The following is a 25,841-nucleotide window of genomic DNA, read 5'->3' on the forward strand; positions in this document are numbered from 1 at the left end:
CTCCTAATCCTTTTTCCGAGACGCCAAATGAAAATCACCGGTATCGAAACCATCAATCTCAAAGAATTTCGCAATGTGACCTGGGTGCGCGTGCATACGGATGCGGGCAGTTTTGGTCTGGGTGAGACCTTTTATGGCTCAGATGCCGTGTGCGGGTTCATTCACGAAACACTGGGAAATGAACTGATTGGCCGTGATCCAACCCAGATTGATGCCATCTCCCGCCTGCTGCTCAACCCCATCTGCGGTTTCAACTCTACTGGTGCGGAAATGCGAGCCGCCTCTGCCATTGATATCGCCCTGTGGGACCTTGCGGGCAAAACCCTCGACGTGCCGGTGCATCAGCTGTTGGGAGGTAGAAGCCGCGACAAGATCCGCGCTTACAACACCTGCGCAGGTTACGAGTACGTGAAGGACAAGCAGGTCAACACCACAGAGGACTGGAGCACGGACTCTGTCGCTCAAGGCCCCTACGAGGATCTGGAGGCCTTTCTCTCTGATGCGGGCACTCTGGCGAAAAGCCTGCTGGATATGGGCTTCCGCGGCATGAAAATCTGGCCGTTTGACCAGTTCGCTGTCAAAACCAACGGCACGTACATCTCGCCGGAAGATCTGGAGGCTGGCTTGCGCCCCTTCAAACAGATCCGTGACGCGGTTGGTGATGCTATGGACATTCACGTGGAGCTGCACAGTGTCTGGAACCTGCCAATGGCAGAAAAGATTGCCCGTGCGCTCAAGCCTTACAACGTGTTCTGGCTGGAAGACCCGATCAAGATGACCAACGTGGACGCACTGGCAGAATACGCTCGCCGTGCTGACACATGGGTCACCGCCAGCGAGAACCTTGCCACCCGTTGGTCGTTCCGTGAGCTGTTTGAAAAGCGCGCCACGGATGTTTGCATGCTGGACATTGGCTGGTGCGGCGGCCTGACGGAAGCCAAGAAGATCGCCACCATGGCGGAAACCTACGAGCTGCCCGTCGCGCCACATGATTGCACTGGGCCGGGGCTGCTGACCGCAGCTGTGCACCTTTCCATCAACTTGCCCAATGCGCTGGTTCAGGAAATGGTGCGGGCGTTCTACTTCGGCTGGTACAGCGAGTTGATGGAAGGCCTGCCTGTTTTTGAAAACGGCTACCTGCTTGCCCCCACCGCACCGGGCCTTGGTATCTCGCTCTCACCAAAGGTCTTTGAGCGCAGCGATGCAACAATCCGGATTACGGGGTCAAAGAACAGTTAGACGGCGCAAAGCGCCATTGCGGACGCCCGTTGGATATGAATTTTATCCTGCGGGCGGTCACCCGTTGTGCATGTTACTCGTTGACTTCCTGAAGTGGTTTCTCGCCCACTGCAATATCAGGAATGGTATCTGCCAGTAATTTCCCAGCCACTGCAATATTCTCATAGGAATGTTCCTCGAGATGAATCACGAGGTGGTCTTTAGCTAAACCCGTTGTGGTGCAAAATGCTTCGGTTAAGGCTGCAACACATGCAACTTTCTTTTCACGGCTAAGATGAGGGGAATAAACAACAATATGAGGCACTGCTCGCTCTCCTTACAATCAAGGCACTTTGAAGTATAAGGCAGCCTGCTTTAAAGTTCTACAGAAGCACGCTTGGGAATATGTCTTGGGCAATCCCACTCAAGTGCTTTTGTTTTAATAATTATCGCGCGTTCTGCGTCGGCTTTATAGTTTGCGGGCATGATACTCATAACGAATTCTCGATCTTTCTCTAGGGAGATAATTTGTGCCTCACCCCAGATTTTGAGCCTCTGCTGTGTCTCATAGTCCATCAGAATGAGAGACACGCGGGCGTTTTGAGAGATGTTTCCAGCGCTGAGATATTGCCGGTTGCCGCGATAGTCGGCGTAAGCAAGATGCTGGTTGTCCAGCACCTTCAAGAACCCTTTTGGTCCGCCTTTAAATTGCACATACGGCCAGCCGGTCTGCGAAACTGTTGAGAGGTAGAACCCATCCATGCGGCTGATAAATGCAGCGTGGTCGGACTCTATCAGGTGGCCAGTCAGCTCCTCCCCTTCAAGAAACTCGGCATAAGCCTCTTTGGTGCCATAGCGATCCTGAAAAGACTGAGCCGCCGGCGTAAAGGCAATTTGAGCAAAGGCTTTGGGCATAAAAACTCCTGGAAGACATATTGAATATATCTGAATATGGGAGCGGGAATAGAAAATGCGACGGTCCTTTGGGTAGAAGGATCCGTCGCATCGCTCTGGGGAGCTGGAGGAACTGGGTAGGTCCGCAGTGTTCTGGAAGGCCAAGTCGATGGGACCGTGCTTGGCACTCTAAGCGGATGGGCGCGTTCCTCTGGTGGAGCTCGTTATAAGTTCATTTCGGACAGACCTGGGTGGTGATCCGGGCGGCGGCCAAAGGGCCAGGCAAACAGGCGTTCGTTTTCGTTGATCTCGGTGTCAGTGATGCAAGTGATCCGCTTTTTCATCAAGCCGCTGTCGTTAAACTCCCAGTTCTCATTGCCACAAGAGCGGAACCACTTGTTGTGTATGGTGCGCCATTCACTGACAATGCGAATTGAGAAACGATTTTGGTTGAAACTCCAAAGTTCTTTGATGTGGCGGTAGTGAAGCTGGGTCTTCCATTTGGCGGACAGGAAACCCATGATCTGTGGCCGACCTTCTATCGTCTGGTTCCGGTCATGCCACAGGCAATCACGGGACAGGTTTCGGATAACAATTGTCGGACAGCGTGAGTTCCACGCATCTTCCGCAGCTCTTACCTTTGCGAGTGCCGCATCTTCAGTCAGGGGGCGCATAGATAAATTGAGCATATTGTTACCTCTTATTGTTTACTGATCGGTACAGTTGCTGATTGCTAAGGTGTACCGATCTGTTCATTTGGTCAATTCACCAAATTGCGAGGTGTGTGATGCTCATCACGTAAACTGGCGAAGCTCTTTGATTTTGCGGCTAAAATGAATTCCCTTGTTCGGCCATATTTATTTCGTTATATGTACTGATCAGTAAACCCAGAGGTTGGTATGCGCAAAAATAAACGAGATGAACTCGTACAACAGGCGATGGAAACCTTCTACAGAAACGGATTTCACGCAACGGGCATGGATATGCTGGTGGCGGAATCTGGTATCTCCAAAACCTCCATGTACAAGCATTTCAAAAGCAAGGATGAGCTGATCCTTGCTGCGCTGAAACTGCGTGAAGAGCAGTTTCACAGCTGGTCTGCACAACGGGTTGCTGAGTTGGCGAGCGAACCCAGAGATCAGTTGCTGGCGCTGTTTGATGTTCTGGATGAATGGTTCAAAGAAGACACCTTCAAGAGCTGCATGTTCATCAAAGCAAGCTCGGAGTATCCGGAACCTGACCACCCTATTCACCAGCAAACCGTTGAGCAGCGAAATGCCATGTACAAGGGTGTACTGACACTGGTTGAAGCTGCAGGTCTGAAGAACCCGGAAGCGTTGGCACGGCAACTGCTGATGTTGCAGGAAGGTGCGATCATCACCGCGCATTTTGGCAACAGCAAGGACCCGGCAGGCGAAGCGAAACAAGCTGCCAAAGCCTTGATTGACGCTGCTTCCTGACAATCCCAACTCGCGAAACGTAATCGTCGCCTCCCAAGGCGTAGAACGTGGTTTGAACACACCGCGGTCTCCAGTGTACCGCCTTGCATCTGCAAATCTTACTCTGCGGAAAATATTTGCGTATACATATGAATGTGTTTAGCGTGGTCTCTGTGAGATCTTACGGGACGGTTGATCTCGCGTTTTACAAACGTCCACTTTCTGGGAGGGAGAAAGAGGGATGCTGACCAAAAGCATATTGGAAGACCTTGGCACAAAACTGATTACTGGAGATGTGGAAGTGATTGATCTATCGGGTCGATTGGGGCCGGAAACTCCCATTTTGCAGCTGCCGCCAGACTTTGCTAAAAACACGCCGAAAGTGGAGATTCATAAGATCTCCGAGTATGATGAGGACGGCCCGTTCTTTGCGTGGAACTGGATGAAACTGGGCGAGCATTCCGGCACGCACTTTGATGCACCACACCATTGGATCACCGGAAAAGACTATGCAGATGGATATACCGACACCATCTCACCGCAGAATTTTGTGGCACCTGTCAACGTGATTGATTGCTCTGCCGAGACTGCCGCAAACCCGGACTTCCTGCTGACTGCTGACCGCGTGAAAGAATGGGAAGCTGAGCATGGATCGATCAATGCTGGCGAATGGGTTGTCATGCGTAGTGACTGGTATCACCGCAACACGGATGAAGCGAAGTTTCTTAATGTAGATGAAAATGGTCCGCACTCACCGGGGCCAACCGTTGATTGCATTGAGTATATCCTGTCCAAAGGGATTCTTGGTTGGGGCAATGAGTGCATCGGCACGGATGCTGGTTGCGCCGGAGGAATGGAACCACCCTATCCTGCGCACAATCTGCTGCACGCTGCCAACCGCTACGGCCTTGCCAGCCTCGCTAATCTGGACAAACTGCCCCCAAAAGGCGCTATTCTGATCGCTGCGCCTCTCAAGATCGCCGATGGAACCGGCAGTCCTATCCGCGCACTCGCACTGGTTTCTGCGAGCTAGCGAAATACTTTGAAATGCGCTGATCAGCAGTGGTTTGAAGACGGCTACTGATCAGTTTATTTTTTGAGGAGAGGGTTGTTCCAGCTCAAGAATATTGCCTTCGGGATCTCGCAGGTAGATGATCAGGTGTGGTTTGTCGGGCGTGCCGAAATCTGTAATCTCGCCCAACTGGCTCCCACCAGCTGCGATGATTTCAGAGCGTGTTGAGTGAATGTCTGGTACCTGAAACGAAAGATGACCAAAGCCGGGCTCATTCACTTGAGGTAGGCCCCGATCCTGTGTGGCCTTATGTTGGTGAAGCTCTAGAAAAGGCGCGTCGCACTCTGGAAATTTAAGCCAGATCGAGAGGATCTCAGAATTCGGCAGCCCATTGCCTCTGGAGACCTTCTCACCCGATAACACTTTGGCAGGCCGTAGTACTTCGCAGTAGAAGACCTCTTGGTAAAACGCGGCAAGCGCCTTTGCGTCTTTTGCGACAAGGTTGACGTGCGTCAGTTTCATATCGCAGTTACCGTAGTTGCTCCACCATGCGGGTGACGGCGTCGATCACATAGTGCGGCCTATCTTTCATCACGTTATGTCCGCTGCCTTTGGCAAACTGGCTGCTGCGGTTTAGGGAGGCGGCGACGAAATCAGCGTGAGCCTTGCGCATTTGGCTGACGATCTTCTCATCCTGCACCCATGACGTTTCAGCGAGGATATCGATCACAGGTAGATGCTTAGGAATGGTCACCGAGCGCATGCGTTTCGCTGTGGCCGGATAGGCTTTTACAACCGGAATGATTGCTTTTGCCAGTTCCGGAGCTGCTTTTTCGAGCGCCTCGAAGCGCGGTGCGTATTCTGCAAGGACGTAATCGACCAGCTGCTGGCTCATATCCGCTGGGATGCCCGCATCTACAAAAACAAGACCGGCTACCTGGGCCATATCTTCGGCCAGTAGGCTTGCGATGTAGCCGCCATAAGAGTGGGCGACGAGGATGATAGGACCTCCGATTGCATGCTCTGCAAGGGTTGCTTTCAGGTCATGGGCCTCACCTTCGATTGTATAAGAACCTTCCCATAGTGGGCTACGGCCTAAGCCTGCACGGTCATAGACCACTGTTTGGATGCCGTGTTCACGCAGGACTGGTTCAATGTTTTTCCAAACCGAGGCATCACTTCCATTCCCGCTGATGAAGACAATGCTTGGGCTACCGTCCCCTTTTGCTTCCAGCCATAGCGGCGCTGACAAAGCTTCGGTTGAGAAAAGAGCTACGAGGAAACTGCAGAAGACGTAGGTTAGAAATTGGCGGAGTATCAGCACAACACAACTTTCATGACTGGAAATTCTTAGAGCAATACGCCAATAACATCGCATTTTCCGGGTGGTTTCAATGGTGTTGTGAAGGCTTGATACGAGGAGAACGCTTGCTCTTCTCAAACGCGGACCCTTAAATATAGTTGATAAGCTATATTGCTGTGTTGCTATATAGCTTATCAACTATATGTTGGTTGCATGAGCTTGATTGAAATCCTCAAAACTCTCGCCAATGAGAACAGGTTGACCATTTTGGAATGGCTTCAGGACCCTGAAGCGCATTTTCCTCCGCAAAAGCATGGTGATCTGATCGAACATGGGGTTTGTTTGGGAGCAATTGCTCGGAAACTCGGCATTTCTCAGCCCACAGCAACCAACCATATGAAGGTGCTGGTGAATGCTGGCTTGGTGACGCTCACGCGCAACAGCAACTGGGTGTATTTCCGCGTGAACAAGGAGGCTATTTCGCTCTTTCTTGACGATCTTCAAACCAAGGTCGCCCCACAAAAATAACTCGCCGACGCAACCTGCAAGCTGATCCTCTTAGGCTGATGGCCTTCTCCCACCTCCCCCTGATCTTCAGCGGATTGCTCTTGTGCCGCGAGCCCGACTAATCGTTTCCTCATCCAATTATGTCTGGAATACAGAGTGAAAAGCTCCGTTTTTTTGTTCTTTGGCTCCATGTTTGGTTCTCGTTTAGGAGACCAGCTGCTGCTTTTCGTCGTTCCTCTTGTTGTCTTCCAAACCACTGGCAGTGTGTCGCTTTCCGGTCTTGCCTTTGCGGCTGAAACACTGCCACGGATTTTGTGCTTTCCCGTCTGCGGAATACTGGCGGATCGTTTCTCTCCCGTCACATTGATCCGCATTTCTCAGGCAGGCCGTTCGCTGGTCTGTGCAATTGGCCTTCTTGGCCAATACTTTATGCCCCATGTGGGCTGGATTGTTGCTATTGCAGCCCTTTCAGGCGTACTCACCACGCAAGGCTTCATGGCCCGCGAAGTGATGTTGCCGCAGATCTTCAAAGATGTGTCCTTTACCAAAGTGCAATCCTACGCGCAGAGCGTTGACCAGATTTGCATCGTATTGGGGCCTGTTATTGCTGCAGCCCTGTTCAATGTGTTCGGCTGGGAAATTGTTGTGGTCATGTCAGGTGCGCTGTTTGTCAGCGCTGATGCGCTTATTTCTATCTGGCGCCGCCTCAGTGATGTGGAGCTGAAAGAGGCCAAACCGCTGGATGGGCATTGGACCAAGCCATTCCGCACTGCGCTTAACCACCTGTTTTATCTGCCGGGCTTGAAGCGCATTGTGGCGCTCACCGCGCTGGTCAATCTGGTCTTTGGCGTCACGCTGGCGACTTCAGCCAGTATGGTCACTGGCCTATATGAGCAGTCAGAGGAGTTCTACGCTCTACTGCAATCTGTTGGAGCGATTGCCACTTTTGCTGTTTTGCTGATCACAGGCGCGAGCCGTCTTAAACTGACCCACATCGGTATCATCTCCTACAGCGGGCTTGTTGTTGGCGCTGTGATCACTGGGTTCACGAGCAACTACTGGATCTATCTGTTGGGTTATTGCCTGATCCTTGGCTTTGACAGCATGTTCAACGTCTACATCCGCAGTGCACGCCAGAAGATCATTCCTCCAGATGACTACGGCAAGACTGTTGGCGTGATCATCCTGTTCAACAACTTCACTCTGCCCCTTTCCGGCTTGTTCGTTGGTTTCGTCACATCGGTTGAATACACCGGATGGCTGGTGCTTGCCCTCACTGCGTTCATTGCGTGTGCGGGACTGGCACTCAGCCTTGTTGGCGGCTCTGTGCAACAAGCAGAAGTTAGCGAAACATAATAGGCTCTTGCTAAACAGTCAGGCCACGCCCCCTGAATTGCCATGGGGTGTGGCGGTTTCTTTGGCTGGTGTAACCACTTCACCATGCAGTGTCCCTATGATGTCTGAAGTGTTTCTCATCGAGAGCGCAGGGGATCAAAGGCACATGCAAGGGTGAGATTTTATGCCAGCTGACTCCAGTTTGCCTGACCAACCGGAAAGCCCTGGTCCGTTCTTCTCCAAGTGGATGAAAGAGGGTCGGGAGATCATTCCCGGCCTCATCATTGCAACAGTGATCGCCATTGCCGCGCGTTACATCTCCGAACATCAGGGCGGGCCGGTCATGCTCTATGCCCTGCTGATCGGCATGGCGGTGCATTCCATTTATGAGGACGGAAACTGTCAGGTTGGTCTGAGCTTTGCCGCTAAGAAGGTGTTGCGTCTGGGCGTGATCCTTCTCGGACTGCGCGTCTCCTTTGCACAAATCCTTGAGCTTGGTTGGCAAACACTGGCTCTGGTAATCCTCTCGGTGCTGGCCATGCTGTTTGTTGGGCTTGTGGTGGCGCGCCTGCTGGGCCGCTCCGCCAGTTTTGGATTGTTGACCGGGGGCGCTGTGGGCATTTGCGGAGCATCTGCAGCGCTGGCGATTTCCTCCGTATTGCCAACCTCCAAGGAAAACGAACAGAACACCCTGTTCACGGTCATTGCCGTCACCGCCCTTTCCACATTGGCGATGATCCTTTACCCCAGCATTGGTCAGATGTTCGGCCTCACCGACGTGCAGCTTGGTATCTTCTTTGGTGCCACCATTCATGATGTTGCGCAGGTGGTGGGGGCTGGGTTTGCCGTATCTGACAGTGCGGGAGAAATCGGCACAGTGGTGAAGCTGATGCGGGTGATGATGTTGCTGCCGGTGATCTTCATCATCTCGGTGTGGTCCGCCAAGTGGCTGCATACCAAAAGCAACGCCACAACGACGGCTCTGGAGGCCAAAGCCCCCGTTCCTTACTTCGCCTTCGGGTTTGCGGCATTGGTTGTGGTGAACTCACTGGGCTGGATACCAGAGACCCCGCGCCTGATCCTCGTCGACGCTTCCACCTGGTGCCTCGTCATCGCGATCTCCGCTTTGGGCGTCATGACCACACTGAAAACTCTCGTCAGCCTCGGCCATCAGCACTTGTTCGTCATCGTCACGGAGACACTTCTGCTGCTCGGCGGGATTATCCTCGCGATCAAATATCTGCTTTAGCAGGCTGAGGTGCGTTGGGAACCCGTTGCCAGTAGACGAATGCGAAACCTACGGTGCAGGCGATAGCGAGGAAGATGAGGAAGCCCTCCAACATCGTAACTGATGACCTCGCGATGAGGGGCATGAGCAAGATGGCTGTACTACAACCTGCAAAATAGCTGATGAAGGTCGCGATAAGGGAGAGCCTAAGCCGCGTTCTTCTAAGAATGAGATGAAAGACAATGGCCGCTGGTATGGCGGGGCCAACGATGAATGGGATGATCGTTGTGAGCGGGATCCTGTCTTGCAGGATATACAAGATCACAAAGCCGATTGGCGGGAAGATCGCAAGCAGGTAGAAGGCGAGACAGGCCGTGATGCCTGCGAGTGTCAGCGCGAAGAGATAAACCGGATAGGCCTGCAAAAACTCGAGAATCTTGCTCTTTGTCATGCCACTCATATTTTTCTCCTGAAGACAACAAAGCAATGATTGAATTGCGCAATGACGTCCACTCTGTGCACTCAAATATGTTGTTTGTTACTAACTTTAGTCTCTACGCAAAACTCCTGAATTCGCTGATGCAATTCGTGGTTCTGCGCGTTATAAGTTACTGGTGCAAGTTTAGGGGTGACACGCGGGAGGTGTGCGCCGCTCTAATCAATTTTGGGGAGGTCCCGCCACATCCGGCGGGTCTATAACAAGACGTATAGGTTCACAATATGGATACACGCGCCGCTGTTGCTTATAAAGCCGGAGCCCCTCTTTCCATCGAGACAGTTCAGCTGGACGGCCCGAAGCCTTTTGAGGTTCTGGTTGAAATCATGGCAACAGGTATCTGCCACACAGACGCCTTCACCTTGTCCGGTGATGACCCGGAAGGTCTGTTCCCAGCCATTTTAGGCCACGAAGGCGCAGGCATTGTGCGCGAAGTGGGCAAAGGCGTTACCTCGCTGAAGCCGGGCGATCATGTGATCCCGCTTTACACACCGGAATGCCGCGAGTGTGAGTACTGCCTTAACCCGAAGACCAACCTGTGTCAGTCCATCCGTTCCACACAGGGTGCAGGCGTAATGCCAGACGGGTCCAGCCGCTTCTCCATCAATGGTGAAAAGATTCACCACTACATGGGCACCAGCACTTTCTCCAACTTTACTGTTCTGCCAGAGATTTCTCTGGCGAAGATCCGCAAGGACGCGCCGTTTGATAAGGTTTGCTACATCGGTTGTGGTGTGACCACTGGCGTTGGCGCCGTGATCAACACAGCAAAGGCTGAGCCGGGCTGTAAGGCGATTGTGTTTGGTCTTGGGGGTATTGGTCTTAACGTTGTGCAGGGCCTTCGTCTGATTGGTGCTGACCAGATTGTTGGTGTTGACCTCAACCCAGGCAAAAAGGCGCTTGCAGAACAGTATGGCATGACTGACTTCGTCAACCCGAAGGAAGTTGAAGGCGATCTGGTTCCTTACCTTGTTGATCTGACAGGCGGCGGTGCAGATTACACCTTTGAGTGTATTGGCCACCCAACCACCATGCGTCAGGCGCTTGAGTGCTCTCACAAAGGCTGGGGCGAAAGCATCATCATCGGCGTTGCCGGGGCTGGTCAGGAAATCTCCACCCGTCCATTCCAGCTGGTGACAGGTCGTTCCTGGAGAGGCACAGCCTTCGGCGGCGCGCGTGGTCGTACGGATGTGCCGAAGATCGTGGACTGGTACATGGATGGCAAGATCGACATTGACCACATGATCACCCACACCATGCCGCTGGATGAGATCAACACTGCGTTTGATCTGATGCATGAAGGCAAGTCCATCCGTTCGGTTGTGACGTTTTAAGCCATACTCTGGGTTTTCGTATTGATAAGGTCTAAGCGGACTTCTGTTCTGCTTAGGCCTTCATTTTAATGCGTATTCTTATTTGGAAACCGGAACCGTTTTTCGGGAATGCGCTGTAAGAGAGCTATTATGATTGAGCTGATCCAAAGCTGGCGCTGTTTTGATGGCGAGCAGCGTGTTTATCGCCATGACAGCAAGTCCACTGGCACCCCGATGGAATTTGCGGTGTTTCTGCCGCGCCGTGCCCTGAATGGCGAGGAGTGTCCAACCCTGATGTTCCTCTCCGGTCTCACCTGCACCTGGGAAAACATGGTATCTAAAGCAGGCAGCCAGCGTGCAGCTGCAGAGATGGGCATGATCATCGTTGCACCGGATACATCTCCGCGTGGCGACGATGTGGCGGATGATGATGGCTGGGACATGGGCAAAAGCGCCGGCTTCTACCTGAACGCCACGCAGGAGCCGTGGGCCAAGCACTATCGCATGGAAGAGTACATCACGCAGGAGCTGCCGGAGATTTTGGAAGAACACTTCCCTATCGACCTGAGTGCTCTGGGCCTGACCGGTCATTCCATGGGTGGTCATGGGGCCTTGACCCTCGCGCTGAAAAATCCGGGCCTGTTCAAAAGCGTGTCCGCGTTTGCACCGATTGTGAACCCAATTAATTGCCCATGGGGTGAGAAGGCCTTCTCTGGTTACCTCGGTGAAGACCGTTCCACCTGGGCAAATTATGATGCTTGTGAACTGGTTAAGTCCCGCGGCTGGAAAGGCCGTATCCTGATCGATCAGGGTTCTGCTGATGGGTTCCTGGAAGAGCAGCTGAAACCTTGGGTCTTTGAGAAGGTTTGCCGCGATGAAGGGGTTGATCTGACCTTGCGCATGCATGGTGGGTACGATCACAGCTACTATTGCATTGCGTCCTTTATGCAGGACCATATTGCCTGGCACTATGACGAATTGGTTTAGGCGTTAACCTATACTAGACCATTGAGGCGCTTGTAGTTTGCGGGCAATAGGGTTAGGTAGCTGCAATAATTTGGAGGGTCCTGCCCTCCCTAAACAGAAAATAGCCAGAGGAACAGATGTCCGAATTCATCCAGAAGATCGTATCCGGAATCAACGGCAAGCTTGATGGCGTCGATATGTCAAAGTCGATCGCACTTAACATCAAGGATGAGGGCTTCATCATTGTCGACGAGAACGGCGCGCGCGCAGAAGAAGCAGAGGCTGATTGCACAATCTCTTGCTCTGCGAAGACCTTCAAAGGCTTGGTGGATGGTTCCGTCAACCCTATGACAGCTGTGATGATGGGTAAGATCAAGATCGGCGGCGATAAGATGGTTGCCATGAGCCTTGGCAAAATCCTCGGCTAAGCAAATATAGCGTCAGTCCGCGCTGCCGTGGACTGACACTTTATTGATTCCCCTGCCCACGTGAATGCATTCTGGCCGAGAGCATGGCTCCTCAAGGCCGAAGCAATCCTCCCCCTCTTCTCTGTTTCTAATTGATCTCGCCTACGTGTTTATTGGTCAGATCAAATGCATGAAACTTTGGCAACTGATCACTCACTGATTACAGTTTTCGGAAGATCAACTGGACTGTTCGGATAGGTATTTAAGTGTTTTGTGGCTCACTGCGCTCTAGTAAAACCAGAGAGCTTTAGTCATGAAAAATGATATTGATGACGAAAATCAGTTTGACCCGGTTGCAGATATTCTTTCCAGTTTTTTTGAGCTTAACAACGCTTTAGACTTGGAAGCTGAAGGCAAATATGATGAAGCCGCAGAGGCTTTCGAGCTCATTCTGCGCAATGATCCAGAAGATAGTATCGGCGCTGCACTTCATCTGGCAGCCATTGGCAAAGGCGATGTCCCCAGCAGCATGCCTGAAGCTCACGTAAAGATGCTATTTGACCAAATGTCTGAGTCATTTGACAAAAGACTTCTTGAAAATCTGAAGTACGCTGTCCCGGCAAAAGTTAAAGAGAGAATGGACCTGCTCGCCGCTGGTCCCTTCAACCGCATGCTGGACCTTGGTTGCGGAACAGGCCTTTGCTGTGAAGTTCTCAAGGAGCAAGTTGCTCATAAGACCGGTCTGGATCTTTCTGCGGAGATTCTTGAGAAGGCAAGGGAAAAAGAGATCTATGACGTTTTGCATGAAGGTGAGATCACTCGCTTTTTGAAGCAAGATGATCATGAGCCCTGGGACCTAGTGATCTCGACTGATGTCATCCCTTATAATGGGGTTTTGGATGAGATGTTTATGAGTGTTGCTCAGAACATGGTGCCCGGGGGCATACTCCTATTTACGACTGAAACCCAGCCGGAAGAGCATTTTAACGGCAAGCCTTATCTCATGGGAAAGTATTGTCGTTACGCCCACTCACTGGACTATGTTCAAAGCCTGTTGGTGCAAAACAATCTTGAACTGCTTGATCTGACAAAGATGATATTGCGTCTTGAGCATGGGCACCCAATTACCGGCCAACTGGTGATCGCACGAAAACTAGATGCCGCGTAGTTTCAACAAAACTCCGCCTTGCAGTAAGATAGGGTTTTGGGTGCTTAACGACGCAGAATTGCCTGAGCAGCTTTGCCTTTCAGCTGCAAGGTCAGACAGCGCACGGAGCCGCCCAGTTTGCAAACTGAGTTGGCAGGCACCGGAATGACCTTCTTGCTGGTATTGGCCTGAATGGTCTTCATCACCTTGTCGCTGTTGTTGTCGCCAAAGTGCGGCATGTAGATGAAATTGCTGGTCATGGCCGCGTTTACGTTGACCCCGCATGCGCTCGACAGATCGCCTTCATCCCACATGGCGTCCACTTCAACAATCTTGATGCCTGGAAAAGATGCCTCCAGTTCCTCGGTGATCTCGGTCCTCATGGGGGCGTCATAGCGGTTGAGGATGATGGTGTTTTCTTCCGCAAACATCACCATGCCATCGCTGTGGGCCATCACCTCTTCATCAGGAGGTAAGATTGCAACTTCCATTGCGTTCAGCAGTTCCTTCAAAACTGCCTTACCGTCTTCATAGGACAAGTCATTATCTTCTAAAAAGCGTGTTGTGGTGATCACCCGGCCTGCGTGGTTATCGACAATATTACCGCCATCCAACATGTAGCCGGTGTGAGTAAATATCAGCCCCTTCGCTTTTGCAAAGGCGTTGAAGCCATCCTGCATTTCATCTGCGACCGCCTGATCTCCTTCAAAGGTGACAGGGGTATAGCGGAACTGAACCGGTTTGCTTGGATTGATGACGGTGTAATCCCGCGCCCAAATGTGAGGGAGATAGTCGGTGAGAAGGATCTCGTCTGGCACTTTGCCTTTGAAGTAAGACCGTGTCTGTGCATCTACAACGATCCGCACTTCATCATTTCCATAAACAGCATTGGCGTAGGCAATGTCGAAATCTACGATGTCCTGAAACAGCGCTGCATACTCGGGATCATCGTAGGTATCAGCAATGGATGGTGCTGCGATGAGGATCAAATCCCGATCAGACGCTAATGCCGCTGTGAAAGGACCAGTTGTCAGCAACACACTCACGCTCGCAAGCAACGTACAGGCCAGTAACTGGATTTTTGATTTAAGGTTTTTCATGTGTGCTCCAGCCGGTCTATAGGTGCCTCACTTGTAGAAACAGGTGAGTGAACGGGCGATGATCAATTCGCTTGAATGTAAAAAAGGCCCTGTATCACCAATGAAATACAGGGCCTTCTGAGGTCTTTGCTCTCCTAAGAGATATAGCGTTTAAGCGGCGCGAATATCATCCATGAAGCAATTGATGGTTTTGCGCAGGAGCGCTGCGTTGGATGCAACCGCCTGAGATGCGTCAAGCACTTGAGAGGCTGCTTCCTGCGTCTCAGTCACTTTTATAGACACTTCACTCACATTGTGTGCGGCACTGCGGGTGCCCTGTGCTGCCATCTGAACGTTCTCGCTGATCTCCATGGTCGCGGATCCCTGCTGTTCAACAGCATTGGCGATGGAGGTGGCGTGTTTGTTCACTTCGCTCATGGTGTCGCTAATACCGACAATGGCTTCCACGGTCTCCTTGGAGGAGTTCTGGATGCCAGAGATTTGCGCAGAGATTTCCTCAGTGGCTTTGGAGGTCTGGGTTGCCAGTTCCTTCACCTCGGATGCGACAACCGCAAAGCCTTTGCCCATTTCACCAGCACGGGCTGCCTCAATGGTTGCGTTGAGCGCCAGTAGGTTGGTCTGCTCTGCGATATCGCGGATGAGGTTGACGACTTCGCCGATCTTTTGTGCTGCACTGTCAAGCGCCTGAACCTTCTGGCTGCTTTCTTCTGCACCACTGGTTGCGGCACCGACCACTCGGTTGGTCTCACCCAGCTGGCGGCTGATCTCTTCAATGGAAGCGCTCAGCTCTTCGGCAGCTGTTGCAACAGTCTGCACGTTGGCAGAAGCTTCTTCGGAGGCATCACGAGCGGTGTTGGAACGAAGAGCGGAATCCTCAGCAATACCAGTCAGGCGGGTGGCAGTGTGTTCCATCTCCTCAGAACGCTGATCTACATTTTGCAGTGCTTGGGTGACCTCCGCGCCAAACTGGCTCAGCAGGCTCTCGATGCGGCTCTGGCGCTCTTCACGAGCACCGGATTCCTCATCGCTTTGCTCTTGCAGGCGAATACGCTCTACGTTGTTCTGGCGCAGAACTTCAATAGCTTGCGCCATCTCCCCGATCTCATCGGTACGGGTGGAGTACGCAATTGTGATGTCCATCTTGTTCTCGGACAAATCACGCAGGGCCTTCGTCATTACAGGGATCGGCTTTAGCATGAGCTTGAAGCCGAAATAGGCCATCAGCACAAGAACAAGCCCCAGTCCAAGGGCTGCGTAAAGCAGATTCCAGGTGACGTTATCAACCTGCGCTTCGATGTGGGACTTCTCAACGCCCACATATAGAATACCAATCACACGATTGTTGCTGTCAAAGATTGGCTGGTACAGCGTGTAATAGGCCATACCAAGGATGTCGGCTTCGCCGCGGAAAGTCTTGCCAGACTTGATAATTGGATAAACACTGCCAGCCTTGCCGAGCGGTGTATCGACAGCGCGTTTGCCACTGTAGTTTTTGATGTTGGTGGTCTTGCGCCAGTAATCCTGGGTCGCGTCATCCCACACAAAAACAGTTGCGGTCTCGCCAGTCAGATGCCCAATCTGGTCAACAAGGTCGTTATCCGAAAAACTCAAAGGCTCATTTGTGATGATCTTGGCAACATTAGAGTTGTGATCCAGCTTCACGGTTGCTGATGGGAGTTCCTGCTGGAATTGTGCAGCCGCGATGCGAAGATTGATATTGTGACGCTTGTTCACCTCATCGCTCAGCGTCCCCCAGAGTAACAGGTCTGCGGCCAGCACAAGAACACCGATTGTTACAACAATGGCAAATGAAACGGCTGAAGCTATTTTGGTGGTCAGGTTTATTCCGGAAAAGTGCATAAGTGCCCCGTTACTATTCTTATTTTCCGCTGCGGGTATTTCCTAAGAATACCACTGTTAGTTTTAGGGGTATGGTGCACTTACTAATAACAAATTAAATTTTGAACTATTCCGCTCGGTAATATGCAAAAATATAATGAGAGCAAATACTTATATTATTTCCGATAGGGCACATTTCTGCGCATAAGCTGCTGCCTTTGGCGTAAAATGCGACAATCCGCGCAAGAAAAAACCCCGCCTCCAAGGGAGAGGTCGGGGCTGAGGAGAGGTCTCCACCACACCCTACGTCGCCAAACTTGCCTGAAGCTCGGCGAGAAGGTCTTCCAGTAGGGCCATGCCAGCGTTCCAGCCTTGGTTCATGCCGCCGATGGCAGCCTCAAAACAGGCGACTTCTGCGTCTGTTGCCTCATGTGGCACCCAAGTGAGACGCATTTTGGTTTGGTCGCCGTCTTGTTCGAACGTAACTGTGGTTAGCAAAACGCGAGGCCAGTCCTGCATCATTGGACTGGCAATCACATTCCAATCAGCGTCAGACGTTGCATGCAGCCAAACCAGTCGTGAGGGTTTTGAGACCTCTGTATATTCAACGCGTTGGAAGTTGGAATTGTCGCCCCACTTCATTTCATGAAGCCAAAGGCCACCTTGTTTGACGTCCAGCTTGTGGACGATGCTTTCCACGTTAGGGCCGTACCAGCGTGAGATAAGATCCGACTCGGTCCATGTGCGCCAAACCAGCTCGCGTGGGGCGTTAAAGGTGCGTTCCAGTACGTAGGTCGGTAGTTCGCTCATTCCAATTCCCTCCTCAACTCTCGGATTTCTTCAATTCTTCCAAAAGATCATCCAGCTGATCGAAGCTGGATGACCAGAACTTGCTAAACTCTTCCAGCCATTTAACCGCCTCGCGCATGGGCTCGGCTTTGAGCCGTGCCGGGCGGCGTTGCTTGTCTATGGCGCGTTCAACCAGCCCTGCCCGTTCCAGAACCTTCAGATGCTTTGAGACGGCAGGCTGGCTCATGCAAAAAGGCTCAGCCAGCTCGTTGACCGATGCGTCTCCATTGGCGAGCCGTGTCAGGATTGCACGGCGCGTAGGATCGGCCAGTGCTGCAAACACGGCATCAAGGTTTTCTGGTTGGGGTGTCTGGTTTAATTGCTGCATAACCGTATGGTTATATAATAATCAAGATCGGTCAAGCCTAAAGTCATGCTGGGGTGTTTGAGCAAAAGAAAACCCCGCGTTCCATTGGGAGCGCGGGGCTTCAGATCTCACTATGTCTGAAGAGCTTACGCCAGCTCCTCACTCCGCTTTTTGGCGGCTGCCACGGCGCGGGAAAGAAGCGGCGGCATGCCGTTGTCTTCGTTCATAAGCACATCCAGCGCTGCAGCGGTGGTTCCATTTGGGGACGTCACGTTGATGCGCAGCTGGGATGGACTGTCGCTGACATCTTCTGCCAGTTGCCCAGCTCCGCCAACGGTGGCTTTGGCCAGTTGCATTGCCAGTTCTTCCGGTAGCCCTTGCTCAGTACCTGCTTTGGCGAGGCACTCAATCAAGTGGAACACATAGGCTGGACCCGAGCCGGAAACTGCAGTCACAGCATCCATCTGGCCCTCGTTTTCCAATACCACGGTCTGGCCAACAGCGGCGAGCAGTTCCTGCGCCAGGGCCAGATTAGCTTCAGCGCAATGGATGTTTGGAATGAGTGCGGTGATGCCACGACCGATGGCTGCCGGTGTGTTTGGCATTGCGCGGATGATCGGACTACCCTCACCCACTAGAGATAGGAGCGTGGTCAGGTTTGTACCCGCTGCAACGGAAATGAACACGGTGTTGCCACCGCCCAATGCGACAACCTGCGGCGTCGCATCGCCCATCATTTGTGGCTTTACGGCCAGAATGCAAACAGCGGGGTTTGCTGGCAGTTGCTTGTTCAGGCTTAGGCCGTGATCTTCCAGCGACCGCAACCAGTCAGATGGATAAGGATCAATCACTGTGGTGCTGGAAGGCAGAACGCCTGCATCCAGCCAGCCCTTCAGCATGGCAGAACCCATTTTTCCGCAGCCAAGCAAAACGAGGCCGTTGGTGTTTATCTCTTCAATCTGACTTGGCTTCGACATCAATTAATTTCCGTAGGTCGCTAAATTCAAACGCGGGTCATCCAGTTCCAGCGGGAACTTACGCGGAACCAGCCCAGATTGGAACCAGTTCACGAACGTGTAGATGGAATAGACGGGCAATCCGGTCAATTTGCGGATGTCATTGGCATAGGGCACCATATTAGTGCATTCCAGTACAATCGCGCCGATCCCTTCGTTCTTGGTCACCAGCTCTGCAGCTGCGTCCAACAGGTCCAGACGCGCATCTGCAAAATTGATGGCGTCGTAATCATCCAGCACTTCACGGGTGAAGCTGCGCAGACCATCTGTGCCCACAATCACCGTATCTTCCGGTGCACCTGCCGCTTTCAGGTGCTCTTTGGTCAATGTTTCTTTGGAAATGGTGATGACGCCCACGCGCTTGTTTTTCGGCAAAAGCTGCTGCACGCTTGGGATTTGCATCAAGGAAGATGTCGCGACCGGCACGCCAAGTGCTTCCTTCACTTCATCCTGAATGAGTGCCAGAAAACCGCAGTTGGTGGTGATGCCATCGCAGCCAGTGCGCACCAGATCGCGGCCAGCTTCAATAAACAGGTCCACCAGCTCACGTGGATCATTGCGAACAACTTTGTTTGGAGTGGCGCCGCGCACCACGCGGTAATGTACCGGAAACGGCCACGTCTGTGCATTGCCAATGTCGCCGTAAATACGCGGGAATTTGGTTTCCAGCATGAGAATACCGACTGAGGCACCAAATACGGTCTTGCCTCCATACTCAACGGACATAATTCAAAACCTCTTCCTTAAATTTGGGGGATCAAAGCAGCTGGAGTATTGGGGATCCTCAGGCTGCTTTGCTCTTGGTTTTCCGCGTACCCTCCCCCCGAAAGCAAAAAGCGCCTTCGGGAGTACGCGTTAATCGGCTGGAACGTAGAGCTGCGAATAGGCGATGCGGACTGCCTCTGTTGCTTCGTCACGGCGACGTTCAATATGGTGGCGCATGGTGGAAACAGCCTTGTCTTCGTCCCGGTTGATCAGGGCGGTCAGCACCACACGGTGTGCTGAAAGCTGGGCTTCCTCCTGCGTGGAAACGGGGGTTTTGCCGCGCAGGTATTTCAAGTCGACAAGACGAATGTAGCGCACACGGTCATTCAGGTTTTCCAGAATGCGAACCAGCTCGTTGCTTTGAGATAGAGCGGCGATGCGCATGTGATACGCCTCATCCATGCTCAACAGTTCCATCGGGTCGTCGCTGCTGTCGTAGTCCGGCTCCGTGGATTTCAGGAACCCCATAAGATCCTGAAGGTCTTCCTCGCTGGCCCGGCGACAAACGAGGCGGACAATCTCCGTCTCAATGGCGACACGCGCTTCATAAAGGTCGAGAATAAGCTTTGGGCTCAAAGGGCGGCAAAAGAAGCCGCGGCCACTCTGGAATGTAAGGAAGCCTTCTGCCACGAGACGATTCAATGCCTCGCGCAGGGGTGTGCGGCTTGCGCCCAACTCTGTGGATAATGCGCTCTCGTTGATACGGGCATCCGGCTTAAATTCAAAATCAGCCGCCATTTTCCGTAGTTTTTCGTAGATGCGGTCCACGTTGCTATCAGCTTTTGTCATTCCAAAATCGCTCTCAATCCTGCCGTTGCAGGCCCCAAAAATCGGCTCAGCACTTACCATGTCATAGGTGAACTGTACATTCCATTTGACCTGCGCTCAATATTGAATATTGTGCTGTATACAATTTTGAGTGCAATCGATTCTGCATTCTTCGGGTTTAGTAAATTGCCTGCTTAACGGGTGGGACGGGTCTGATAGGTGACACTGTGACGAATAAGATGAATGGTGCAGAAGCCATGGTAAAAATGCTGGAGGCGCAGGGCGTCCAGCACATTTTCGGTCTTTGCGGCGATACAACACTGCCGTTTTATGACGCGATGTATAAGCTTGATCACAAGATGACCCACGTTTTGACCCGTGATGAGCGCTGCGCCACGTATATGGCAGATGCGTATTCACGAGTGACCGGGCGTCCGGGTGTGTGTGAGGGGCCGTCCGGTGGCGGCGCAACTTACATTTTGCCGGGTTTGATTGAAGCCTCTGAGAGCTCTTATGCCGTGCTTGGCATTACGACGGATATCTCCGTTGGGTCCTACGGCAAGTACCCGCTGACTGAAGTGGATCAGGAAGCGCTGATGCGTCCGCTGACCAAGTGGAATACCGTGATCAAACGCGCTGACCACATCCCGCGGATGGTTCGCAAAGCCTTCCGTGCCATGACAACCGGTCGCTCCGGTGCTGCCCACCTCGGCTTGCCCTACGACATTCAGTATGATGCGGTTGATGCCTCCGATATCTGGGCAGATCAGCAGCTGACATCATATCCGGCTTACCCTCAGGCCCCTGCTCCAGGTGCCGCTGAAGCTGCAGTTGATGCAATCCTTTCTGCCAAGAAACCACTGATTGTGTGTGGTGGCGGTGTTGTGATTGCTGGTGCGATGGAAGAGCTGGATCGTCTGGCAACTCGCCTCGATATTCCGGTCGCAACCTCCATCTCTGGTCAGGGCTCATTGGCGGAGACCCATCCAAACTGTGTGGGCGTTGTTGGGTCCAATGGCGGAACGGACGAGACATGGGAAGCCATGGCAAATGCGGACCTCGTGGTCTTTATGGGCGCACGTGCCGGCTCCACCACCACCTCCCGCTGGGAAGCGCCATCTGCCACGACCCGGGTCGTTCACTTCGACAACGATCCGATGGTGATTGGTGCGAATTACGAAGTTGAAGTTGGCGTTGTTGGTGACCTCAAACTGTCTCTTGCGCAGGTTAATGCAGTTCTGGACAAGCGTGATCAGGGTGCCGACACCTTTGGCGGAGCAGCTGCAGTTGCAGACATCAAGAAACGTAAGTTCGAGATCTTCAACAAGCTGGCTCAAAGCGGGGAAGCGCCAATCCGTCCTGAGCGTGTGATTGATGCGATGATGAAGGTGTTGCCGGTTGATGCCACAGTGATCTCTGATCCTGGCACGTCCTGCCCTTACTTCTCTGCGTATTACCAGCTGCCGCAATCTGGTCGTCACTTCATCACCAACCGTGCGCATGGTGCACTAGGTTACTCGCTCTCCGCAGCGCTTGGTGCATGGTATGGCCGTCCAAGCAGCAAAGTGGTCGCTATGATGGGTGATGGGTCCTTCGGCTTCACTTGTGGTGAGCTGGAAACCGTGTGCCGCTCTCGCGCGCCAATCACTTACATCGTGTTCTCAAACTCCAACTATGGCTGGATCAAAGCCAGCCAGTATGCGGACACAGATGCGCGTTACTACAATGTAGACTTCAACCGCACCGACCAAGCCGCTGTTGCCGCTGCTTATGGTGTGAAGAGCTGGCGCGTTGAAAACCCGGATGATCTGGAACGTGTGCTCAAAGAGGCGATTGAACATGACGGCCCAACACTGATTGATGTTGTGACGCAGCCTCTTGAAGAAAGTAATGCACCTGTACGCCGGTGGATGGGATAAAAGCCATGAACGCTGCACAAAAAATTACCGGCCAAAAGATCGTTGGAATGGATGTCTGGCACGTACAGTTGCCAGTGAATGCCCGCCGCGATCATGGCATCGGCTCTGTTGAGCATGCCGTTGATATCGTCATCCTCCGCCTAACAGCGGAGGGAGGCGAAACCGGTTGGGGGGAAGCTTCGCCCTGGTCCGTGTTTACCGGATCAGCAGAGGCCACCTTTGCTGCGCTTGACCGTTATATCCGTCCACTTGTTGTTGGCCGCACCATTGGTGAGCGGGCGACCATCATGAAGGACGCTCAAAAGGCGGTCGCTCATTGCACTGAGGCGAAAGCAGCTCTGGAAACAGCTCTGCTCGATCTGCAGGGCCGAATCTCTGATTTGCCTGTCTGGGCACTTCTGGGCGGCAAATGCCGGGATACGATCCCTCTTTCTTGCTCCATCGCTGATCCTGATTTCGATCGTGATTTGGCGTTGATGGAGCGTTTGAAAGAAGATGGCGTGCGCATCATCAAGCTCAAAACAGGCTTCAAAGGCCATGAGTTTGATATGATGCGTATGGAGCGCCTACGCATGAGCTATCCTGAGTTTTCCATTCGCGTGGATTATAATCAGGGTCTGCACCACGATAGTGCCCTTGCGTGCGTTCGCGACATCGCAAGTTTTCAACCAGATTTTATCGAACAGCCAGTTGCGCATAATCTTCGGGAACTTATGGCGACTATCCGAAATTCCATCGATGTGCCGCTTCTCGCAGATGAAAGCATCTTTGGGCCAGAGGATATGCTGACTGCGATTAATATGGGGATAGCTGATGGTGTTTCAGTCAAAATAATGAAGACCGGAGGCTTGACTCGAGCCCAAACCGTGGCTCGCATGGCCGCAACCGCTGGTATGAGTGCTTATGGCGGCGACATGTTTGAATCCGGCCTCGCCCACCTTGCCGGAACGCATATGATTGCTGCAACGCCAGAAATCACTTTAGCTTGTGAGTTTTATCAGGCAAAATACTTCCTAGTAGAAGACCTTATGGAAACGCCATTTGAAACGAGTGGCGGCGATGTGATCGTTCCGCAAACGGCAGGCTTGGGAGGCCGTCCGGATCTGGAAAAAGTTGAACACTACGCGATTTCCAAAAGTGCGGTTATGGGGGCTGCATGAATAAAAATAATGTCGTTGTCATCGGTGCAGGGATCGTTGGTGTATCAGCAGCTTTATGGTTGAAGCGTGAGGGTCATGATGTGACCCTCATCGACAAAGGTGAGCCCGGCATGGGCGCGTCCTTTGGCAATGCGTGTGTTCTGGCCAGCTGCTCCGTGGCTCCAGTCACAGCACCGGGCCTGATCATGAAAGGCCCAAAGCTTCTGCTAGATCCGAACTTCCCGCTGTTCTTGCGTTGGAGCTACCTGCCGAAACTGGCTGGCTGGCTGGCACGCTATCTGTCACACGCAACGGATAAAGAAACCCGCCGTATCGCGCAGGGTCTGACGCCGATTGTTGGTGACAGCGTGGACCAGCACCATGCATTGGTGGACGGTACCAGCGCGGCAAAGTGGCTTCAGGAAAGCACCTACAGCTTTGCCTACAACGACAGAGCTGCCTTTAACGCAGACGCGTACACCTGGGAACTGCGCCGCAATGCCGGGTTTGTGCCGGAGCTGATTGAAGGCGACGCTGTTCACGAGATGGAACCGATCCTTGCCAAGAATATCAAGTTGCTGGCGTTGATGCGGGATCATGGGTTCATTCAGGACCCAGGTGCGTATGTTCAGGATCTGGTGCAGATCTTCACGGAAATGGGCGGTACGTTTGTGCAGGCTGAGGTAAAGGATTTCGATCTGTCGGGCGGCTCAATTTCAGCTGTTATGACTGATAAAGGACGTTTTGACTGTGATCGTGCGGTTCTGGCAACGGGCGTCTGGTCCAAGCCTTTGATGAATAAGCTTGGCATCAACGTGCCGCTGGAAGCTGAGCGCGGTTACCACATTTTATTCAAGAACCCGAGCGAACAGCCGAACCAGCCAATTATGGTGGCTTCCGGCAAGTTCGTGGCAACACCAATGGCACAAGGATTGCGCTGTGCCGGTGTTGTTGAGTTTGGCGGGCTGGAAGCGGGAGCTTCCAAAGCACCTCTGGCTCTACTACGGAAAAAAGTTCGCGAGAGCTTCCCAAATCTAGAAGCGTCAAGCGAAGAGGAATGGTTGGGCTTCCGCCCTGCACCATCGGACAGTCTCCCCCTCATCGGTGAAGTGGGCAAAAGCGGTGTTTATGCAGCGTTTGGGCACCACCACATCGGCCTGACGGGCGGTCCAAAAACCGGGCGGCTGGTCTCTGATCTGATCAGCGGTAAACGCCCCAATAACGATATAAGCCCTTACGATCCGAAAAGATTTAATTGAGGGCATCACTAATTTATTCTTGGAGGAGAGTACATATGAAGAAGTCTAGTCTACTGGTCACCTTGAGTGTTTCCGCTATGGCGTTGGGGGCAACTGCCGCTTCTGCTGAAAAGTGGGACCTGCCAATGGCGTACTCAGGGTCCAACTTCCATTCTGTAACGGGAGCAGAATTTGCAGCTTGTATTACGTCTGGCACTGGCGGTGAAATCGAAGTAACCACTCACCCGGGCGGCTCCCTGTTTAAAGGTGGCGACATCAAGCGTGCAGTTCAGACCGGTCAGGTGCCAATCGGTGAGCGTCTGCTTTCTGGTCACCAGAACGAAAATGCTCTGTTCGGTGTGGATTCCGTTCCATTCCTCGCAACATCTTTTGATGATGCGGCAAAGCTTTGGACTGCTGCAAAGCCAGCGCTTGAGAAAGTTCTTGGCGAACAGAACCTGACCCTGTTGTATTCCGTGCCATGGCCGCCACAGGGCCTGTACTTCAAAAACGAAGTCAACTCTGTTGCTGACATGGAAGGCGTCAAGTTCCGCTCTTACAACACCGCAACTGCGCGTCTTGCTGAGCTGACAGGCATGCTGCCAGTTTCCATTGAAGCTGCTGAGATCTCTCAGGCGTTTGCAACAGGTGTTGCTGACTCCATGGTCTCCTCCGGTGCAACAGGTTACGACCGTAAAGTTTGGGAAAGCCTCAACTACTTCTACGAAGTGGATGCATGGCTGCCGCGCAACTACATGCTCGTAAACTCTGATGTATGGTCTGGTGTTTCTGATAAGAACAAAGGCATCATTCAGGGCTGTGCAGCAACAGCAGAAGCAGCTGGCCTCAAGCGTTCCATCGACTACACAAACTTCACCCTTGATGGCCTGCGTGAGGGCGGCATGAAGGTTGAAAAGGGTAGCGACCAGATGAAAGCTGACCTGCAGGAAATTGGTGCAACCATGACCGCAGAATGGCTTGAAGCTGCTGGTGACGACGGCAAAGCTGTTGTCAGCGCGTTCAAAGCAATGAAATAAGCACGCAAAAGCCGGAGATCCTCTTGGAACTCCGGCTTTTCTTTTTTCGAGGGGGAGAACAATGAAGCTGACACGCGCACTGCGCTTAGGGCTGGATGGGATCTACAAGACAGCTGGAGTTCTTTCCGCGCTTTGTCTGATTGCCATTCTCGGACTGATTGTCGTGCAGATGCTGGCACGTTGGACGGGAGAGGTCTTTCCGGGCGCCGCAGAATATGCAGGCTATGCCATGGCCGCCGCCAGTTTCCTTGCATTTGCCAATGCCTTGAACAAGGGCATCCACATTCGCGTATCCATCCTGCACCAAATGCTGGGTAAGACAGCACAGCGCATTCTGGAAATCTGGTGTTTTGCCATTGGCTCCGCCACGATCTGGTACTTCGTGTACTACGCCTATCGTTTTGTTTACTGGTCTCACAAGTTCAATGACATCAGTCAGGGACAGGACCGCACGCCGCTTTGGATCCCACAGGGCTTTATGTTCATTGGTGCGGTGATCCTTGCGATTGCTCTTACAGACCACCTCCTTCAACTCATTTTCACTGGCAAGCACCGTATTGCGCCTGAACTTGAAGAAGCGGTTGCCGGAGAATAAGAGC

Annotated in this window: 28 protein-coding genes; 15 read left to right on the forward strand and 13 right to left on the reverse strand. The window is 52.6% G+C overall.

Translation table 11 applies throughout. The features are described 5' to 3' along the window. Positions 1-27: 27 nt before the first annotated feature. Positions 28-1,239: a mandelate racemase/muconate lactonizing enzyme family protein gene (locus BM231_RS10980; RefSeq protein WP_093519321.1), complete on the forward strand. Its 1,212-nt coding sequence runs from the start codon at positions 28-30 to the stop codon at positions 1,237-1,239. A gap of 73 nt (positions 1,240-1,312) precedes the next feature. On the opposite strand, the gene BM231_RS10985 is transcribed toward BM231_RS10980, so the two are convergent. From BM231_RS10985 to BM231_RS10995, 3 genes are all read right to left on the reverse strand, one after another. After that, a complete protein-coding gene (locus BM231_RS10985) occupies positions 1,313-1,543 on the reverse strand; it encodes a tautomerase family protein (protein ID WP_093519323.1) in 231 nt (76 codons plus the stop codon). 50 nt (positions 1,544-1,593) lie between these two features. Next, positions 1,594-2,133, reverse strand: a complete 540-nt coding sequence (locus tag BM231_RS10990) for a pyridoxamine 5'-phosphate oxidase family protein (RefSeq protein WP_093519325.1) — start codon at positions 2,131-2,133, stop codon at positions 1,594-1,596. 203 nt (positions 2,134-2,336) lie between these two features. Beyond that, positions 2,337-2,801 (reverse strand): DUF1348 family protein, encoded by a 465-nt coding sequence (locus tag BM231_RS10995; RefSeq protein ID WP_063310661.1) that lies wholly within the window; start codon positions 2,799-2,801, stop codon positions 2,337-2,339. Positions 2,802-3,011: 210 nt separating this feature from the next. On the opposite strand from BM231_RS10995, the gene BM231_RS11000 reads away from it, so the two are divergent. Both BM231_RS11000 and BM231_RS11005 read left to right on the forward strand, forming a co-directional pair. Further along, positions 3,012-3,572 (forward strand): TetR/AcrR family transcriptional regulator, encoded by a 561-nt coding sequence (locus tag BM231_RS11000; RefSeq protein ID WP_093519327.1) that lies wholly within the window; start codon positions 3,012-3,014, stop codon positions 3,570-3,572. Between the two features lie 220 nt (positions 3,573-3,792). Further along, positions 3,793-4,584 carry a cyclase family protein gene (locus BM231_RS11005; RefSeq protein ID WP_063310659.1) on the forward strand — a complete coding sequence of 264 codons (792 nt, stop codon included), beginning with the start codon at positions 3,793-3,795 and terminating at the stop codon, positions 4,582-4,584. Positions 4,585-4,635: 51 nt separating this feature from the next. Here BM231_RS11005 and BM231_RS11010 read toward each other — a convergent pair whose 3' ends face one another. Further along, positions 4,636-5,085 carry a VOC family protein gene (locus tag BM231_RS11010; protein ID WP_093519329.1) on the reverse strand — a complete coding sequence of 150 codons (450 nt, stop codon included), beginning with the start codon at positions 5,083-5,085 and terminating at the stop codon, positions 4,636-4,638. A 7-nt stretch (positions 5,086-5,092) separates the two neighbouring features. Further along, positions 5,093-5,887 (reverse strand): alpha/beta fold hydrolase, encoded by a 795-nt coding sequence (locus BM231_RS11015; protein WP_208860277.1) that lies wholly within the window; start codon positions 5,885-5,887, stop codon positions 5,093-5,095. A 192-nt stretch (positions 5,888-6,079) separates the two neighbouring features. Between BM231_RS11015 and BM231_RS11020 the strand changes: the two genes are divergently transcribed. From BM231_RS11020 to BM231_RS11030, 3 genes are all read left to right on the forward strand, one after another. Next, positions 6,080-6,394 (forward strand): ArsR/SmtB family transcription factor, encoded by a 315-nt coding sequence (locus BM231_RS11020; protein ID WP_093519333.1) that lies wholly within the window; start codon positions 6,080-6,082, stop codon positions 6,392-6,394. Positions 6,395-6,529: 135 nt separating this feature from the next. Further along, the gene (locus BM231_RS11025) at positions 6,530-7,729 is read left to right on the forward strand and encodes an MFS transporter (RefSeq protein WP_208860278.1); all 1,200 of its coding nucleotides are present in this window, start codon (positions 6,530-6,532) and stop codon (positions 7,727-7,729) included. 163 nt (positions 7,730-7,892) lie between these two features. Continuing rightward, entirely contained in the window at positions 7,893-8,957 is a 1,065-nt protein-coding gene (locus tag BM231_RS11030; RefSeq protein WP_093519335.1) for a YeiH family protein, read from the forward strand. Here BM231_RS11030 and BM231_RS11035 read toward each other — a convergent pair. Further along, on the reverse strand, positions 8,941-9,396 hold the full coding sequence (locus tag BM231_RS11035; protein ID WP_093519337.1) for a hypothetical protein: 456 nt from the start codon (positions 9,394-9,396) through the stop codon (positions 8,941-8,943). The genes BM231_RS11030 and BM231_RS11035 overlap by 17 nt on opposite strands. Before the next feature lie 260 nt (positions 9,397-9,656). Between BM231_RS11035 and BM231_RS11045 the strand changes: the two genes are divergently transcribed. From BM231_RS11045 to BM231_RS11060, 4 genes are all read left to right on the forward strand, one after another. After that, positions 9,657-10,766, forward strand: coding sequence for an S-(hydroxymethyl)glutathione dehydrogenase/class III alcohol dehydrogenase (locus BM231_RS11045; RefSeq protein ID WP_057461388.1), 1,110 nt, complete (start codon positions 9,657-9,659; stop codon positions 10,764-10,766). A 129-nt stretch (positions 10,767-10,895) separates the two neighbouring features. Next, positions 10,896-11,732, forward strand: a complete 837-nt coding sequence (gene fghA, locus BM231_RS11050) for an S-formylglutathione hydrolase (RefSeq protein ID WP_093519339.1) — start codon at positions 10,896-10,898, stop codon at positions 11,730-11,732. Positions 11,733-11,848: 116 nt separating this feature from the next. Next, positions 11,849-12,139, forward strand: a complete 291-nt coding sequence (locus BM231_RS11055; protein ID WP_063301284.1) for an SCP2 sterol-binding domain-containing protein — start codon at positions 11,849-11,851, stop codon at positions 12,137-12,139. Between the two features lie 292 nt (positions 12,140-12,431). Further along, positions 12,432-13,286: a class I SAM-dependent DNA methyltransferase gene (locus BM231_RS11060; RefSeq protein WP_093519341.1), complete on the forward strand. Its 855-nt coding sequence runs from the start codon at positions 12,432-12,434 to the stop codon at positions 13,284-13,286. 44 nt (positions 13,287-13,330) lie between these two features. On the opposite strand, the gene BM231_RS11065 is transcribed toward BM231_RS11060, so the two are convergent. From BM231_RS11065 to BM231_RS11095, 7 genes are all read right to left on the reverse strand, one after another. Next, entirely contained in the window at positions 13,331-14,365 is a 1,035-nt protein-coding gene (locus BM231_RS11065) for an agmatine deiminase family protein (RefSeq protein ID WP_093519343.1), read from the reverse strand. 150 nt (positions 14,366-14,515) lie between these two features. Further along, positions 14,516-16,225 (reverse strand): methyl-accepting chemotaxis protein, encoded by a 1,710-nt coding sequence (locus tag BM231_RS11070; RefSeq protein WP_093519345.1) that lies wholly within the window; start codon positions 16,223-16,225, stop codon positions 14,516-14,518. 282 nt (positions 16,226-16,507) lie between these two features. Continuing rightward, on the reverse strand, positions 16,508-17,014 hold the full coding sequence (locus BM231_RS11075) for an SRPBCC family protein (protein WP_093519347.1): 507 nt from the start codon (positions 17,012-17,014) through the stop codon (positions 16,508-16,510). 13 nt (positions 17,015-17,027) lie between these two features. After that, the gene (locus BM231_RS11080) at positions 17,028-17,381 is read right to left on the reverse strand and encodes an ArsR/SmtB family transcription factor (RefSeq protein ID WP_063319948.1); all 354 of its coding nucleotides are present in this window, start codon (positions 17,379-17,381) and stop codon (positions 17,028-17,030) included. 125 nt (positions 17,382-17,506) lie between these two features. After that, the gene (proC, locus tag BM231_RS11085; protein WP_093519349.1) at positions 17,507-18,337 is read right to left on the reverse strand and encodes a pyrroline-5-carboxylate reductase; all 831 of its coding nucleotides are present in this window, start codon (positions 18,335-18,337) and stop codon (positions 17,507-17,509) included. A gap of 3 nt (positions 18,338-18,340) precedes the next feature. Next, positions 18,341-19,102 carry an aspartate/glutamate racemase family protein gene (locus tag BM231_RS11090; RefSeq protein ID WP_093519351.1) on the reverse strand — a complete coding sequence of 254 codons (762 nt, stop codon included), beginning with the start codon at positions 19,100-19,102 and terminating at the stop codon, positions 18,341-18,343. Between the two features lie 129 nt (positions 19,103-19,231). Then, positions 19,232-19,930 (reverse strand): GntR family transcriptional regulator, encoded by a 699-nt coding sequence (locus BM231_RS11095; RefSeq protein WP_063303110.1) that lies wholly within the window; start codon positions 19,928-19,930, stop codon positions 19,232-19,234. 206 nt (positions 19,931-20,136) lie between these two features. On the opposite strand from BM231_RS11095, the gene BM231_RS11100 reads away from it, so the two are divergent. The 5 genes from BM231_RS11100 (at position 20,137) to BM231_RS11120 (ending at position 25,837) form a co-directional block, all read left to right on the forward strand. After that, entirely contained in the window at positions 20,137-21,828 is a 1,692-nt protein-coding gene (locus BM231_RS11100) for a thiamine pyrophosphate-binding protein (protein WP_093519353.1), read from the forward strand. Positions 21,829-21,833: 5 nt separating this feature from the next. Then, positions 21,834-22,988 carry an enolase C-terminal domain-like protein gene (locus tag BM231_RS11105; RefSeq protein WP_093519355.1) on the forward strand — a complete coding sequence of 385 codons (1,155 nt, stop codon included), beginning with the start codon at positions 21,834-21,836 and terminating at the stop codon, positions 22,986-22,988. Further along, positions 22,985-24,226 carry an NAD(P)/FAD-dependent oxidoreductase gene (locus BM231_RS11110; RefSeq protein ID WP_093519357.1) on the forward strand — a complete coding sequence of 414 codons (1,242 nt, stop codon included), beginning with the start codon at positions 22,985-22,987 and terminating at the stop codon, positions 24,224-24,226. Before BM231_RS11105 ends, BM231_RS11110 begins: the two co-directional genes overlap by 4 nt. Positions 24,227-24,261: 35 nt before the next feature. Beyond that, positions 24,262-25,242, forward strand: coding sequence for a TRAP transporter substrate-binding protein (locus BM231_RS11115; RefSeq protein WP_167550293.1), 981 nt, complete (start codon positions 24,262-24,264; stop codon positions 25,240-25,242). Positions 25,243-25,303: 61 nt separating this feature from the next. Next, positions 25,304-25,837, forward strand: coding sequence for a TRAP transporter small permease (locus BM231_RS11120; RefSeq protein WP_093519359.1), 534 nt, complete (start codon positions 25,304-25,306; stop codon positions 25,835-25,837). The last annotated feature ends 4 nt before the right edge of the window (positions 25,838-25,841 follow it).

Source organism: Pseudovibrio ascidiaceicola (assembly GCF_900114245.1).
Classification (GTDB): Bacteria; Pseudomonadota; Alphaproteobacteria; order Rhizobiales; family Stappiaceae; genus Pseudovibrio; species Pseudovibrio ascidiaceicola.